Raw genomic sequence first — 14,552 nt, 5'->3', positions numbered from 1 at the left:
AAGGGGGAGACGGCTCCAGCCGTCGGAGGACACCCGCGGAGCCGTGCCCCGTGGTCGCCGAGGACCGGATCATCCGGAGAAAAAAACATGGTCAACAATAGACCGCATGCGACTAAGACACATTGAAGTCTTCAACGCGGTGATGCTCACCGGCAGCGTGAGCGCGGCCGCCCGCATGATCAACGTCACGCAACCGGCGGTGAGCCGCACCTTGCAGCATGCCGAGATCCAGCTCGGCTTTCAGCTCTTTCAACGCGTGGGCGGACGCCTGCGGCCCACGGCCGAAGCGCAGACCCTGTACCCGCACATCGAACGCCTGTTCGCCCAGCTTGACGAGGTGCAACGCCTCTCCGCGAGTCTCAAGGCGGGGCGGGGCAAGGGCGAGCTGCGTGTGCTGACCGTGTTGGCCCTGAGCTACGAAGTCTTTCCCCGCGCCATGCGCTTGTTCCGCGAGAAACATCCCTCGGTTCGGGTGCACCACGAAGCATTGCATTCACCGCAGATCATTTCCGCGCTGGTGCTGCAGGAGGCCGACGTGGGCTATGTGTTCAGCGCGGTGTCGCACCCCGCGCTGGTGCAGGAACAGCTCGCCGACCGCCATGTGGTGTGCGTGGTGCCCAAGGGCCTGCTGACCGCGCGCCAGGTCAAGGCCGGCACCATCACGCTGGCCCAGTTGTCGAAACTGCCGGTGATCGCGCTCGATGGACAGGACCCATTGGGCCTGCTGCTGGCCCACACCGTGCGCGACAGTGGTGCCGGCCTGCAGGAAGTGATGACCGTGCAGACCTACCACGTCGCGCTGGCGCTGGCCCACCATGGCGTGGGCGTGGCCATGGTGGAGAGCTGCACGGCGGCCTCGGCCGACCCGGCCAAGGTCGACGTGCTCAAACTCGAGCCGACCGTGCCCACTACGGTGCGCATGCTGCGGCCCACCGCGCGGCCGAACTCGCTGACCACCCGCGCCTTCACGCGCTGCATGCAACAGGCGCTGCAGGAGACGGCCTGAGCCTGGTCGCGTGCTGCGCGCGAAGTTGCGCGGCGATGCGTTGTGCGCTGCCGAACGCCAGCGTGAAGCCCAGCGCACCGTGCCCGGTGTTGAACCACAAGTTGTGTGGCCCTCCGCGCAGCTGGCCCAGCACCGGCAAGCCCGTGGGCGTGGCGGGGCGCAGGCCGGCCCAGGGTCTCACGTCGTCGTAGCGGCTGGCGTCCGGGAACAGCGTGCGTGCGCTGGCCACGAGCGAGTGGATTCGGTCGGCCGGGATGTGCGTGTTCTCGCCCACAAGCTCGGCCATGCCGGCCACGCGCAGCCGCTGCCCCAGGCGTGCGAACACCACCTTGCGTGCCGCGTCGGTCACGTTCACACGCGGCGCGGCACCGGGTGCGTCGCCCACGTCCACCGTGAGGCTGTAACCCTTGAGTGGGTAGACCGGCACGCGCAGGCCCAGCGTGCGCGCGAGCGGGTGCGACGCGGTGCCGAGCGCGACCACGAAGGCATCGGCCTCGATCGGGCCGCGCGGCGTCTCGGCCGCCACGATGCGCTCGCCCGCGCGCGTGAGTCTGGTGACCGGCGTGTCGAATGCGAAGTGCACGCCTTGCGCGCGCAGCAGGCGCAGCAGCTCCATGCAGACCTTGTGGCAGTCGGCCGCGCACTCGCTGGGCGTGTGGATGGCGCCGGCGAAGCGGGGCGCATAGCCGGCCAGCGCGGGTTCGATGGCCACACATTCCGTGGGAGACAGCGCGTGCTGCACGCTGCTGCCCAGTTCGCGCTGCAGCGCCATCTGCCGGCGCGCCGCCGCGAAGCTCGCTTCGTCGGCATACATCACCAGCTTGCCGGTGGCGGAGAAGTCGCATTCGATGGCTTCTTCTGCCATCAGGCGCTCGAAGCCAGCGCGGCTTTCCGCCGCCAGCGCGAGCAGGCTGGCCGTGGTGCGGCGCGACACGCTGGCGCGGCAGGCCGCAAGGAACTGCAGGCCCCAGGCCCACTGGTGCGGGTCGGGCTGCAGGCGCAGCTTCAGGGGCGATTCGGCCGCGAACAGCAGCTTGGGCAACTGGCGCCAGATGCCGGGGTCGGCCAGCGGCTGCACGTAGGCGTAGCTCAGTTGGGCGCCGTTGGCCGCGCTCGCGCCCGCACCGGCCTGCGCGCGGTCGACCACGGTCACTTCGAAGCCGTCGCGCCGCAACTGCCAGGCCGCGGCCAGCCCGACGATGCCCGCGCCGAGCACGCACACCCGCGGCGCAGAGTGGGGGGGAACGTTCATGCTGCGCACTGTAGGCAAACCGCGTGCCGGCGAAAAATGCCAACGCGTGAACAGGCCATAACCGAAAGGCATGGATCGGGGCGAAAAAGGCATTTTTCGCGGCGCGCCCGCGCTGCCTACACTGCTGCGGACGTCACAGCTCCAACACCTGCATGACCACCTCCCGCGTCTTTCACCGCCAGTTGCGCCATCCCCTGCCATTCGCCGTGAGCGGGCAGGGCATCACCCTCACCGACCAGAGCGGCAAGACCTATCTCGACGCTTCGGGCGGCGCGGCCGTCTCGTGCCTGGGCCACGGCCACCCGGACGTGGTCGCCGCGATGCACGCGCAGATCGACCAGTTGGCCTATGCGCACACCAGCTTCTTCACCACCGAGGTGGCCGAGGAATTGGCCGACGTGCTGATCGAATCGGCACCGGCCGGCATGAGCCGCGTGTACTTCGTGAGCGGTGGTTCCGAGGCGGTGGAAGCGGCGCTGAAGATGGCGCGGCAGTACTTCGTGGAGATCGGCCAGCCGCAGCGTCGGCACTTCATCGCCCGCCACCAGAGCTACCACGGCAACACGCTGGGCGCGCTCGCGGTCGGCGGCAACGCCTGGCGGCGCGAGCAGTTCAAGCCGCTGTTGATCGACGTGACGCACGTGGCGCCGTGTTACGAATACCGCCACCGGCGCGACGACGAGACCGCCGAGCAGTATGGCCAGCGTCTGGTGGCCGAGCTGGCCGATGCGATCGACCAGCTTGGCGGCGAGAACGTGATGGCCTTCGTGGCCGAGACCGTGGGCGGGGCCACCGCCGGTGTGCTCACAGCGGTGCCCGGCTACTTCAAGGGCGTGCGCGAGCTGTGCGACCGCCACGGCATCCTGCTGATCCTGGACGAGGTGATGTGCGGCATGGGCCGCACCGGCACGCTGCACGCCTGCGAGCAGGAAGGGGTGGTGCCGGACCTGATGACCATCGCCAAGGGCCTGGGCGGCGGCTACCAGCCTATCGGCGCGGTGCTGGTACAGGACCGGCTGGTGGACGCTTTTCGCCAGGGCAGCGGCCTGTTCCAGCACGGCCACACCTACCTCGGCCATGCGGTCGCCTGCGCTGCCGCGCTCGCGGTGCAGCGCGTGATCCAGCGCGACGGGTTGCTGGCGCAGGTGCGCGAGCGGGGTGCGCAGCTGGAGGCGCTGCTGCACCAGCGGTTTGACAGCCATCCGCACGTGGGCGACATCCGCGGGCGTGGCCTGTTCCGGGGCATCGAACTGGTGGCCGAGCGTGGCCGCAAGCAGTGGTTCGACCCCGCGCGCCAGCTGCACGCCCGCATCAAGAGCGAGGCCATGGCCGGTGGCCTGTTGGTCTATCCCTCGGGCGGCACGGTGGACGGCCGCTGCGGCGACCACGTGTTGCTCGCGCCGCCCTTCATCAGCACACCCGCCGAGCTGGCGCAGATCGTGGACCGGCTCGCCGGCGCGATCGACCGGGCGCTGGGGTAAACCCCGTCGCCGCGACAGCGGCTCTGCACGAAGCTTGCTTGGCGCATCCATGGCCAAGCCGCACAGGCCCACCGGGGCATCACGTTTGTTCAACCCACGCAGAAAACTGCAGGAGCTTTCACCATGAAAAAATTCCGGATCTGTTTGAGCACGCTGGCCGCCGCAACAGCCCTGATGGCGCCCATGGCGCCGGCCCAGGCGCAGCAGAAGTTCATGACGATCGGCACCGGTGGCGTGACCGGCGTGTACTACGCGGCCGGCGGCGCCATCTGCCGTCTGGTGAACAAGGACCGCGCGAAGCACGGCATCCGCTGCTCGGTGGAATCCACGGGCGGCTCGGTGTTCAACGTCAATACCATCAAGGCCGGTGAACTGGACCTGGGCTTCACCCAGTCCGACGTGCAGTTCAACGCGCTCAAGGGCGTGGGCCAGTTCAAGGACGCCGCCTATACCGACCTGCGCGCCGTGTTCTCGGTGCACCCCGAACCCTTCACCGTGCTGGCCCGCAAGGAGGCCAACATCAAGGCCTTCACCGACTTCAAGGGCAAGCGCTTCAACGTCGGCAACCCCGGCTCGGGCACGCGCGCGTCGATGGAAGAGCTGTTGGGTGCCATGGGCTGGAAGCTGGGCGACTTCTCGCTCGCGTCCGAACTCAAGGCCGATGAGCACGGCCCGGCGCTGTGCGACGGCAAGATCGACGGCTTCTTCTATGGCGTGGGCCACCCCAGCGCCAACATCCAGGACCCCACCACCTCGTGCGGCGCGCAGCTGGTGTCCATCACCGGTCCGGCGGTCGACAAGCTGATCGCCGACAAGCCCTACTACGCCAAGGCCACCATCCCCGGTGGCTTGTACCCCAACAACCCCAACCCGGCGCAGACCTACGGCGTGCTGGCCACGGTGGTCACGTCCAGCAAGGTGCCGGCCGACTCGGTGTACCAGGTGGTGAAGGCGGTGTTCGACAACTTCGACGAGTTCAAGAAGCTGCACCCCGCGCTGGCCAACCTCACGCCCGAAGCCATGGTGGCCAATGGCAACTCCGCACCGCTGCACGAGGGCGCGGCGAAGTTCTACAAGGAAAAGGGCTGGATCAAGTAAGCGACGCCCCTTGCTGCGAACCCGAGCGCACACGCCATGACCGCCCTGCAGAAGGCCTCCGTCGCCGAACTCGATCAACTGGTCAAGGAGGCCGACCTCGGTGGGAGGGAGCCTGGTGGCACGGTGGGCCAGCTGCTGGCCGTGGTGGCCGCGGGCTGGTCGCTGTTCCAGCTCTGGTACGCGTCGCCGCTGCCCTTCGTCCTGGGCATCGGCATCTTCAACGACACCGAGGCGCGCGCCATCCACCTGGCGTTCTCGGTGTTCCTGGCCTTCTGCGCCTACCCGGCGTGGAAGCACTCGTCGCGCAAGGTGGTGCCGTGGTCCGACTGGGTGCTGGCCGTGGTGGGCGCCTTCTGCGCGGCCTACCTGTTCCTGTTCTACCGCGAGGTCGCCACCCGGCCCGGCCAGCCGACCACGCTGGACATCGCCGCCGGCGTGGTGGGCGTGCTCATCATGCTCGAGGCCACGCGGCGCGCGATGGGCATGGGCATGCTCATCACCACCGGCCTGTTCATCGCCTTCGTGTTCGCCGGCCCTTTCATGCCCGACGTGGTGCTGCACAAGGGCGCGTCGCTGCAGCGCTTCGTTTCGCACATGTGGCTCACCACCGAGGGCGTCTACGGCGTGGCGCTGGGGGTGTCGGTGCAGTTCATCTTCCTGTTCGTGCTGTTCGGCACGCTGCTCGATATCGCCGGCGCCGGCAACTTCATGCTGCAGATGTCGCTGGCGCTGCTGGGCCATCTGCGCGGCGGGCCGGCCAAGGTGGCGGTGGTGTCGTCGGCGCTCAACGGCGTGGTGTCGGGCTCCAGCGTGAGCAATGTGGTGTCGGGCGGCATCTTCACCATCCCGCTGATGAAACGCACCGGTTATTCGGGCGTGAAGGCCGGCGCCATCGAAGCGGCCTCGTCGGTCAACGGACAGATCATGCCGCCGGTGATGGGGGCGGCCGCTTTCCTGATGGTGGAGTACGTGGGCATCCCGTATTCGGAGATCGTCAAGCACGCGCTGTTGCCGGCCGTCATCTCCTACATGGCGCTGTTCTACATCGTGCACCTGGAGGCGCTGAAGTACGGCATCGAGCCGCTGTCGCGCGAGCGCGTGCCCAGCTGGCGCGAACGCGTGCTGGGCTGGGCGCTGGGCACCAGCGGCACGGTGATCGCACTGGCACTGATCTACTACGGCATCACCGGGTTGAAGTATCTGGCGGGCGATGCCGCGGCCTGGGTGCTCGCGGGGGCCGGGGTGCTGGCCTATGTGGGCCTGATGGCGTATTCGTCGCGCCACGCCGATGTGCCGCAGGACGACCCCACCAACCCGGCCGTGCACCTGCCGCTGCCCTGGCCCACAGTGCGTGCCGGCCTGCATTTCTTCATCCCCATCGTGGTGCTGCTCTGGTGCCTGATGGTGGAGGAGCTCTCGCCCGGTCTGTCGGCGTTCTGGGCCACGGTGGCGGCCATGCTGCTGGTGCTGGTGAACCCCTGGATGCAGTGCGTGTTCCGCCGCATCGGCACGCCGGCGCAGGCGTTGAGAAGAGGGGTGTCCGACCTGTGGAAGGGACTGGTGCTGGGCGCGCGCAACATGATCGGCATCGGCGTGGCCTGCGCGAGCGCCGGCCTGATCGTGGGCGCCATCACGCTCACCGGTGTGGGTCTGATGATGACCGACATGGTCGAGGCCGTGTCGGCCGGCAACGTGCTGGTGATGCTGTTCCTCACGGCCTTCATCTGCCTGTTGATCGGCGCTGGTGTGCCGACGACGGCGAACTACATCCTGGTCGCCACGCTGATGGCGCCGGTGGTGGTGGAGCTGGGTGCGCGCAGCGGCCTGGTGATCCCGCTCATCGCGGTGCATATGTTCGTCTTCTACTTCGGCATCATGGCCGACGTCACCCCGCCGGTGGGGCTGGCGAGCTACGCCGCCGCCGCGATCTCGGGCGACGACCCGAACGCCACCGGCTGGCAAGCCACCTGGTACAGCCTGCGCACCACCGTGCTGCCCTTCGTCTTCATCTTCAACCCGCAACTGCTGATGATCGGTGTGGGCTCGTGGGTCGACGTGGTCCTGGTGTGCGCGGGCGGCATTGCGGCCTCGCTGCTGTTCGCGGCCGCTACCATGGGCTGGTTCCGCACGCGCTGCAACTGGCTGGAGGTGGGGCTGCTGCTGGTCGCCACTTTCCTGTTCTTCCGGCCCGACTGGGTGATCGACCGCGTCGCCCCCAAGTACATCGAGGCGCCGGCCAGCGAGCTTTATGCCGTGGCCGACAAGCTCAACCCGGAAGACTGGCTGGTGGTGGCGATCGCCGGCACCAACATCGAAGGGGAGGACATCACCAAGACCGTGGCCCTGCCCATGGGCGAGGGCGCCAATGGCCGCGAGCGGCTGCGCGATGGGGGCGTCACCCTCACGCAACTGGGCGACCAGATCGAGGTGGCCAGCGTCAAGTTCGGCAGCCGCGCGCGCAAGCTGGGCGTGGAACAGGGCTACCAGATCAAACGCTTGCTGTTGCCCAATCCGGCGCGCCCGTCGCCGCACTGGGTGTTGCTGCCGGCGGGCTTGCTGGCGCTGACCTTGTGGTGGTTGCAGGGCGTTCGCCTGCGCCGCCGTGCCACGTCCTTTGCGCCATGACCCGCATTGCGCTCATTCACGCGCTGGCGCACTCTGTCGCGCCCATCAACGACGAGTTCGCGCGCGCCTGGCCCGAGGCCGAGCGCATGAACCTCATGGACGACAGCTTGTCGGCCGACCTGGTGCGCAAGGGCACCGGGCTGGATGGGGCCATGCAAGAGCGCTTCGAGGCCCTGGCGGCCTATGCCGAAGGCACGGGCGCCCACGCCATCCTGTTCACCTGCTCGGCCTTCGGAACCTGCATCGAGGCGGTGGCGGCGCGCCGGCCCCACATGCCGGTGCTCAAGCCGAACGAGGCCATGGTGGCCGATGCCGTCGCGGTGGCGCGGGGGGGCAAGATCGGCCTGGTGGCGTCGTTCGCGCCCACGCTGACGTCCATGCCGCCGGAGTTTCCGGCCGGCACCCAACTGCTCACCTGCCTGGTCGAGAGCGCGATGGACGCGCTCAACCGGGGCGACGATGCCGGCCACGACGAACGGGTGGTCGAGGGCGCGCGCTGGCTGATGGGACAGGGCTGCGACGTCATCGCGCTGTCGCAGTTCAGCATGGCGCGCGCGCAGCTCGCCGTGCACCGGGCGGTGGGTATTCCCGTGCTCACCACACCGGGCAGCGCGGTGCGGGCGCTGCGCCATCGGCTGGGGGCGTGAGGGCGTCCGATGTGGGGAAGCGCAGCGGATAGAATCTCGGGTTGCCGCGAAGAGGACAACCGGCCACAAAGCGCATGTCTGTGCTGCGCCGGTGACCTCGATGCGAGATGCGCGGGTGGCGAAATTGGTAGACGCACCAGGTTTAGGTCCTGACGCCAGCAATGGTGTGGGGGTTCGAGTCCCCCCCCGCGCACCATCGACTCGAAGAAAAAAAGAAAACGCGTTGGCCCCTCGGACCAACGCGTTTTTTCTTGGACGCTCGCCTCAGATGCCTCAGACCATTTGCACGCGCAAGTCGGTCAGGCCGGTAATGCGCCCCTCCATCGTGTCGCCCGCCACCACGGCGGCCACTCCCTCGGGTGTGCCGGTGTAGATCAGGTCGCCCGGCCGCAGCTCCCATGCGCTGGAGAGGTGTTCGATGGTTTCGGCGATGTTCCAGATGAGCTTGTGGATGTGGCTGCGCTGGCGGTCGCTGCCGTTGACAGTGACCGATATCTCGGCGTTGACGATGTCGCCCGCGGCCTGCGCCGGCGTGATCGGGCCAATGGGCGCGCTCAGCTCGAAGCCCTTGCCGATGCACCACGGGCGGCCTTGCTTCTTCATGTCGTTCTGCAAGTCGCGGCGTGTCATGTCCAGGCCGACCGCGTAGCCATACACATGCGACATCGCGTCGGCGGCCTTGATGTTCTTGCCGCCCTTGCCGATGGCGACGACCAGCTCGATTTCATGGTGCAGGTTCTTCGTCAGCGACGGGTACGGCATGCGGCCGGTCTCGCCCGCGGGGACCACCAGCACCGTGTCGGCCGGCTTGAGAAAGAAGAACGGCGGCTCGCGACCGGTGAAGCCCATTTCCTTGGCATGGTCCTCGTAGTTGCGGCCGACGCAGTACACGCGGTGCACAGGGAACAGCTCGCTTTTGCCGACGATGGGAACGCCGGTGACCGGCGTGGGGGAGAAGAGATAGCTCATGGTTTGAAGTTGCTTGGGGACAGGGATCAGGTCGGGGATGCGTGAGCCAGAGCGGGCAGGTAGGCATGCACCAGCTCGGGGGGCAATTGCGACAGGAAGCGTTTGCTCACGCCCGAGGTGGCCTGCTGCATGCGCGCCATGTCCAGCGTTTCTACGTCTGTGACGTGAACGCCGTGCGATCGCAGGCGGCTCAGCGCCGACGCGTCCTGCTCGGTGGCGCTGGCGCGTTGCAAGGCGGTGGCTTCGTTCACGGCCAGCTGCAGCACCTCGCGCTGTGTCGGGTTGAGCCGCTCGTACCAGCTGCGCGGGCACGCCAGCAAGAGCACGCCAAAAAAATGACCGGTGAGGCTCACGTGCGGATGGTGTTTCCACAGTTCGAACGTGAGCAGGTTGGTCAACGGGTTTTCTTGAGCGTCCACCGTGCGGTCCTGAACGACGCGCACCAGGTCCTTCACATCGGTCGTGATGGCGGTAAAGCCCAGGGCCGTGAGGGCGCGGCGGTACAGGTCGCTGTCGAGCGTGCGGATCACCAGGCCCTGGCAATCCTCAGGCGTGGTGAGGGGCCGCACGGCGTTGGAGATGTGGCGAAAGCCGTTGTCCCAGAAGGCCAGCACGTGAAAGCCGCTTTGGCGCGCCACCGCCTGCCGCAGCAGGGCGCCGGCCTGACCGTCCAGCGCGTCCAGCGCGGCCTGGCGGTCCTGCACGGTAAAGGGCAGATCGAGCACCGCGAGCTCGGGCACGCGGGCCGAGAGATAGCCCGAGGCCATGTAGCCGATCTGGCGCTCACCACTTTCGACGGAACGAAACAAGGAGGCCGCGCTTTCGCCGAGCGTGGTGACATCGGGCAGCAGATGCGGAATGCCGACGCAGGAGCCATCCAGACGCCGCGCCAAGGCAGTGAGCGCGGCGCTCAGGATGGAAGCGCCGCCCTGGTAGCCCGCCAGATGCAGCGGTTCGTGGGATGGTTTGAGCACGTCGTCAGCTGGTGGGAATGTTGGCGTCGCGGACGATCTTTTCCCAGCGCACGTAGTCCTGCGCCGTGATCTGCGCCACTTGCTTCTCGTCGCGCACCCAGGGTTCAAGTCCGGAGCGGACCAGTTGAGCCTGAAAGTCGCGGTCCTTGGACACGGCCTGGACGTGCCGGCGCAGTTCGACCAGTGCGTCTTGAGGAACCTCCTTGGGCAGGAAGAAGGCGATCCACGACGCGTACTCGTAATTCTTGACGCCCGCCTCCTGCAAGGTGGGCAGGTCGGGGTACTGGGCATGGCGCTCGCTGCCGCAGTAGCCAATGAGGCGCACACGCTGATCGGCCACGAACGGTTGCGCCATCGTCAGCGCCATCGACATCACCTGCACTTCGCCCGTGGCCACCGCCAGGGCGGCCTGGCTCGCGCCGCGGTAGGGGATGTGCTCCAGCTTGACGCCGGTGTAGGCGTTGAACATTTCCGTGGCCAGGTGTTGTGGGCTGCCCACCCCGCCCGAGGAATAGGTGATGCGTTGCGTTTTGGCGGCTTTGACCAGATCGTCCACGGTCTTGATCGGCGAGCTGGCTTGCACCGCAAAGAAGGTGGGGATGTTGGCAATGCCGGCCACCGGCACCAACTCGTTGCGCGGGTCGCTCTTCATGTTCTTGCCCTGCAGATGGGGCAGGATGGTCAGGATGCTGTTGTTGAGAGCGGCGACGGTGCGGCCATCAGGGCGGGCGCGGCTGATGCGCTCAAGCCCCACCAGACCGGCCGCCGCGGCCACGTTCTCGACCACGAAACTGTTGCCGTTCATGCGCTGGCCGAGCCGGTCGGCCATGTGGCGCACGGCCACATCCGATGCGGAGGCCGCCTGCAGCGGCAGCACGATGGTGATGGCGCCGCCTGGGTAGGCCTGGGCCCGGGCGGATAGCGGGGCGAGAAGGCCCAGGCCGGCGGCGCCGCCACAGGCCAGAAGTTGACGTCGATCGATCATTTTTTGTCTCCGGTTGTTGCACGTGGACAGGTCTCAGAACGTGGACGCCTTGATCGGCGCTTCTTGTGCCATCACGTCCGACGCGGGCTTTTCGTTCTGACCGGCATCGGTCCATTCGGGCACACGGCCGATGCGAGCCGCTTCGTGCCAGGCAAAGTTGAGTTCGATCTTCAGGCCGTTGATGGGCTCGCGCATGAAAAGCTGGTAGAGGTTGGAGTTGTGCGCCTTGCGCTCGCTGAACTCCACGCCGTTGCGGGTGAGGCGGTCGATGAACTCTTCGATGCCGTCGCAGTTCAGGCAGATGTGATCGATGCGGCCCGAGCCGAGCACACCCGCGGCGGAGAAGTCGCGGTCGCCATCGGAGGGCGTTTTCAGGTAGGTGTCCTGGTGCTCGGAGTGGCGCGCCTTGCCGATGTGGATCACGTCCTGGTCGCCGATGTACAGCCAGTACACCGGGAAGCCGAACTCGGGGTGGTAGCCATTGCGAAAACCGAGGTTTTCCACGAACCAGTCGCGCGTCGCCTCGGGGTCGTGCGTGAGGATGAGCGCGTGCTCCAGAAATCGAAGTCCCATGGCGATGTCTCCAGCGTGTTGTGGGTATTACTTGGCGTGTTCGGCCGCGACCGGGCGCGTTTCCCCGGTGTCCATCAAGGTCCGCGTGGCATGGACCGATGCGTAGATCCAGAGAATCTTCATGGGCTCCGTCTCCGACATGTTGCGGAAGCGGTGTGGGACGTTCGGCGGAATGAAGGTCGTGTCCAGCGGCTTGAGTTCCTGCACGTCGCCATCGATGTCGAGGTACGCATGACCGCTGAGCAGCACCACACTTTCTTCGCAGTTGTGGCTGTGGAACGGGATCGCCGTGCCGCCACTGAATTCGGTGATGCCGTTGATGAACGTGCTGGCGCCGACCGAGGGCAACACCAGCGGCGTGGTGCGGGCGCCGCCGCCCCGGTCGTGGCTCTGGATCTGATCGGGGCGCAGCACGGCGTATTTCGTGGGAGTGGTCATGGGAGTTCCTTGTGTTGTCGTCAGGTGCGTGCTGGGCCGGTCCACACGGTTTTGGTATTGGTGAACTCGACCAGGCCGAGCTTGCCCAGTTCGCGGCCGTAACCCGATTCCTTGATGCCGCCAAACGGCAGGCGCGGGTCGGACGCGACCAGGCCGTTGACGAACACGGCGCCCGCCTCGATGCGGCGGGCGAGTTGCCCGGCGCGGTCCAGGTCGCTGGTCCAGAGCGCGGCGCCCAGGCCGAAGTTCGTCGCGTTGGCGATGCGCACGGCCTCTTCGGCGTCGGCCACACGCAGGATGGCTGCGGCCGGCCCGAAGGTTTCTTCCTGCGCGGCGACCATGTCGGGCGTGACGTGGTCCAGCACCGTCGGGGCGTAGAACGCACCCGGGCCGTCCACCGGCGATCCACCCGTCAGCAAGCGGGCGCCTTGCTGCACGCTGGCCAGCACCTGCGCGTGCAGTTCATCGCGCAGGCGGCGCTTGGCCATGGAGCCTTGCGTGCTGCGCGCCTGCATCGGATCGCCGACGACCAGCTGGCGCACCCCCGCGCAGAAGGCCTCGACAAAGCGCTCGGCCACGGCCTGCTCGACGATGAAGCGTTTGGCCGAAATGCAGCTCTGGCCGGTGTTCTGAAAGCGAGCCTTCACCGCCACCGCCGCGGCCGCTTCGATGTCGGCATCGGCCAGCACGATGAACGGGTCGGACCCGCCCAGCTCCAGCACCTGTTTTTTCAACGCCTGGCCGGCTTGCGAAGCGATCTGGCGGCCTGCGGGGGTGGAGCCGGTGAAGGTCACTGCCGAGATGCGCGGGTCGGCGATGAGGCCGGCCACTTCGCCCGAACCCACCAGCAGTGTGGTGAACAGCCCGGCGGGCGCGCCCGCGCGCTTGAAAATGTCCTCGAGCGCCAGCGCGCACTGCGGCACATTGCTCGCGTGCTTGAGCACCATGGCGTTGCCACCCGCGAGCACCGGCGCCGCGGCGCGCATGACCTGCCAATAGGGGTAGTTCCACGGCATCACGGCGAGCACGGTGCCGATCGGGTCGTACACGATGCGGCTGTCGGTCGCGCTGCTGGCCACCACTTCGTCGGCCAGAAAGCCGGGAGCGGCGTCGGCGTAGAAGTCGAAGTTCCAGGCGCATTTCTCCACCTCGCCCAGCGCTTCGCTCAGCGGTTTGCCCATCTCCAGGGTGGCGAGGGGCGCGAGTTCGGCTTTTTGCGCGCGCAGGGTTTGCGCCACGCGGCGCAGCAAGGCCATGCGCTCGGCGATCGGCGTGTTCGCCCATTCGCGTTGCGCTGTCGATGTCTCGGACAGTTTGCGGTCGACCGTGGCGGCGTCGTGCGCGTCGAATTGCGCCAGAACGCCATCGGTGGCGGGGTTGATGGAATCGATGCTCATGCGAAGGCCGTTTCTTTCAAGGCGGGAATGTCGAGTTGGGCGGCGAGGGTGTGCAGTTCGCTCATCAGCCCGGCCGAGACGGGGATGCCGTCTTCGCGGTAGCGCGCGCGCTTTTCATGGCTTTGTTCGCCGGGCAGCCAGATGCGCTCCACGCCGGGCAGTCGCGCGCTGTCGCGGATGTCGCGCACCAGCCGGTCCACGTTGTGCTTGAACACCTGGGGATCGCCGAACGCGGACAGGTCGATCACGAGGATGGCCTGACCGGTGTTGGTGACGGTCTTGAAGTCGGCGTTGAAGTCGATCACATCGCGCCCCATGGCCGCGCCCCCCAGCGTGCCGGCCAGCAGCCCGACGATGAGCGCGAGGCCATAGCCCTTGTGCGCGCCGATGGGCAGCAGAAAGCCTTCATTCGAACGGTTCGGGTCGAGCAGGGGCTTGCCTTCCCGATCGATCATCCAGCCCTCGGGCATGGGCTCGCCGCGCTTGGCTTTGGCCTTGACCTTGCCATAGGCGGCCACGGTGGTGGCCATGTCCAGCACCACCGGCGGCTCTTCGTCCGTGGGAATGCCGGCGGCGATCGGGTTGGTGGACAGCAGCATGTCCATGCCGCCCCATGGCGGCAGGTGGTTGGCGTTGCCGACCGCGAAGTACAGGCCGAGCATGTCGTGCTCGAGCGGACGGCGCGCATAGAGCGACGCCGGGCCCGCGTGGTTGCTGTAGCGTGTGCTGACCCAGGCCACGCCGCAGGTGCGGGCCTTTTCAATCGCGATGTCCACCGCCCGGCTGACGACGAGATGGCCCATGCCGTTGTCGCCATCCACCACGGCCATGCCGGGCCGCTCTTCCACGGTGCGGATGTTCGGGTGTTTGTTGATGCCGCCGGCCTGGATGCGCTTGATGTATTGCGGCAGGCGGATGACGCCATGGCCGTCGGAGCCTTGCAGGTCGGCCTCGGTCATGAGCCGGGCCACCTGTGCGGCGTCCGCGTCCGGCAGACCTTGCTGGACGAAGGCCGAGTGAATGAATTGCTGCAGCGCTTCTGCAGTGACGATGGAGGAGGTCATGTGAAGGTTGGTGAGGGGAAAGGTGTGCGTGGCCCGAGCGTGC

The 14,552-nt window shown here is 67.4% G+C and carries 13 protein-coding genes and 1 tRNA gene; 6 read left to right on the top strand and 8 right to left on the bottom strand.

The annotated features are described in order from the left end of the window. The first annotated feature begins 106 nt into the window (after window positions 1–106). Window positions 107–1,006 (top strand): LysR family transcriptional regulator, encoded by a 900-nt coding sequence (locus FFS09_RS00745; protein ID WP_137916949.1) that lies wholly within the window; start codon window positions 107–109, stop codon window positions 1,004–1,006. On the opposite strand, the gene FFS09_RS00740 is transcribed toward FFS09_RS00745, so the two are convergent. After that, window positions 966–2,258 (bottom strand): D-amino acid dehydrogenase, encoded by a 1,293-nt coding sequence (locus FFS09_RS00740; protein WP_137916948.1) that lies wholly within the window; start codon window positions 2,256–2,258, stop codon window positions 966–968. The genes FFS09_RS00745 and FFS09_RS00740 overlap by 41 nt on opposite strands. A 152-nt stretch (window positions 2,259–2,410) precedes the next feature. Between FFS09_RS00740 and FFS09_RS00735 the strand changes: the two genes are divergently transcribed. The 5 genes from FFS09_RS00735 (at window position 2,411) to FFS09_RS00715 (ending at window position 8,305) form a co-directional block, all read left to right on the top strand. Beyond that, window positions 2,411–3,739: an aspartate aminotransferase family protein gene (locus tag FFS09_RS00735; RefSeq protein WP_137916947.1), complete on the top strand. Its 1,329-nt coding sequence runs from the start codon at window positions 2,411–2,413 to the stop codon at window positions 3,737–3,739. 123 nt (window positions 3,740–3,862) lie between these two features. Continuing rightward, on the top strand, window positions 3,863–4,837 hold the full coding sequence (locus FFS09_RS00730; RefSeq protein ID WP_137916946.1) for a TAXI family TRAP transporter solute-binding subunit: 975 nt from the start codon (window positions 3,863–3,865) through the stop codon (window positions 4,835–4,837). Between the two features lie 36 nt (window positions 4,838–4,873). Further along, window positions 4,874–7,462 carry a TRAP transporter permease gene (locus FFS09_RS00725; RefSeq protein WP_137916945.1) on the top strand — a complete coding sequence of 863 codons (2,589 nt, stop codon included), beginning with the start codon at window positions 4,874–4,876 and terminating at the stop codon, window positions 7,460–7,462. Next, on the top strand, window positions 7,459–8,109 hold the full coding sequence (locus tag FFS09_RS00720) for an aspartate/glutamate racemase family protein (RefSeq protein WP_137916944.1): 651 nt from the start codon (window positions 7,459–7,461) through the stop codon (window positions 8,107–8,109). Before FFS09_RS00725 ends, FFS09_RS00720 begins: the two co-directional genes overlap by 4 nt. Window positions 8,110–8,218: 109 nt before the next feature. After that, window positions 8,219–8,305: transfer RNA gene (locus FFS09_RS00715), tRNA-Leu, on the top strand. Window positions 8,306–8,382: 77 nt separating this feature from the next. Here the strand turns inward: FFS09_RS00715 and FFS09_RS00710 are convergent. From FFS09_RS00710 to FFS09_RS00680, 7 genes are read right to left on the bottom strand one after another with little or no spacing between them, the layout of a single operon-like run. After that, entirely contained in the window at window positions 8,383–9,078 is a 696-nt protein-coding gene (locus FFS09_RS00710) for a fumarylacetoacetate hydrolase family protein (RefSeq protein WP_137916943.1), read from the bottom strand. Window positions 9,079–9,104: 26 nt separating this feature from the next. After that, window positions 9,105–10,052, bottom strand: coding sequence for a TRAP transporter substrate-binding protein (locus FFS09_RS00705; RefSeq protein WP_171019806.1), 948 nt, complete (start codon window positions 10,050–10,052; stop codon window positions 9,105–9,107). Window positions 10,053–10,056: 4 nt separating this feature from the next. After that, the gene (locus FFS09_RS00700; RefSeq protein WP_137916941.1) at window positions 10,057–11,037 is read right to left on the bottom strand and encodes a Bug family tripartite tricarboxylate transporter substrate binding protein; all 981 of its coding nucleotides are present in this window, start codon (window positions 11,035–11,037) and stop codon (window positions 10,057–10,059) included. A 33-nt stretch (window positions 11,038–11,070) separates the two neighbouring features. Then, window positions 11,071–11,610 (bottom strand): VOC family protein, encoded by a 540-nt coding sequence (locus FFS09_RS00695; protein WP_137916940.1) that lies wholly within the window; start codon window positions 11,608–11,610, stop codon window positions 11,071–11,073. A 27-nt stretch (window positions 11,611–11,637) separates the two neighbouring features. Then, on the bottom strand, window positions 11,638–12,048 hold the full coding sequence (locus FFS09_RS00690; protein WP_137916939.1) for a cupin domain-containing protein: 411 nt from the start codon (window positions 12,046–12,048) through the stop codon (window positions 11,638–11,640). Window positions 12,049–12,068: 20 nt separating this feature from the next. Then, entirely contained in the window at window positions 12,069–13,445 is a 1,377-nt protein-coding gene (locus tag FFS09_RS00685) for an NAD-dependent succinate-semialdehyde dehydrogenase (RefSeq protein ID WP_137916938.1), read from the bottom strand. Beyond that, a complete protein-coding gene (locus FFS09_RS00680; protein ID WP_137916937.1) occupies window positions 13,442–14,509 on the bottom strand; it encodes an Ldh family oxidoreductase in 1,068 nt (355 codons plus the stop codon). The genes FFS09_RS00685 and FFS09_RS00680 overlap by 4 nt, the downstream gene beginning before the upstream one ends. Between the last annotated feature and the right edge of the window lie 43 nt (window positions 14,510–14,552).

It is taken from the genome of Hydrogenophaga sp. 2FB, assembly GCF_005503365.1.
Classification (GTDB): Bacteria; Pseudomonadota; Gammaproteobacteria; order Burkholderiales; family Burkholderiaceae_C; genus Hydrogenophaga.
This window is presented reverse-complemented; position numbering and strand designations above follow the sequence as displayed.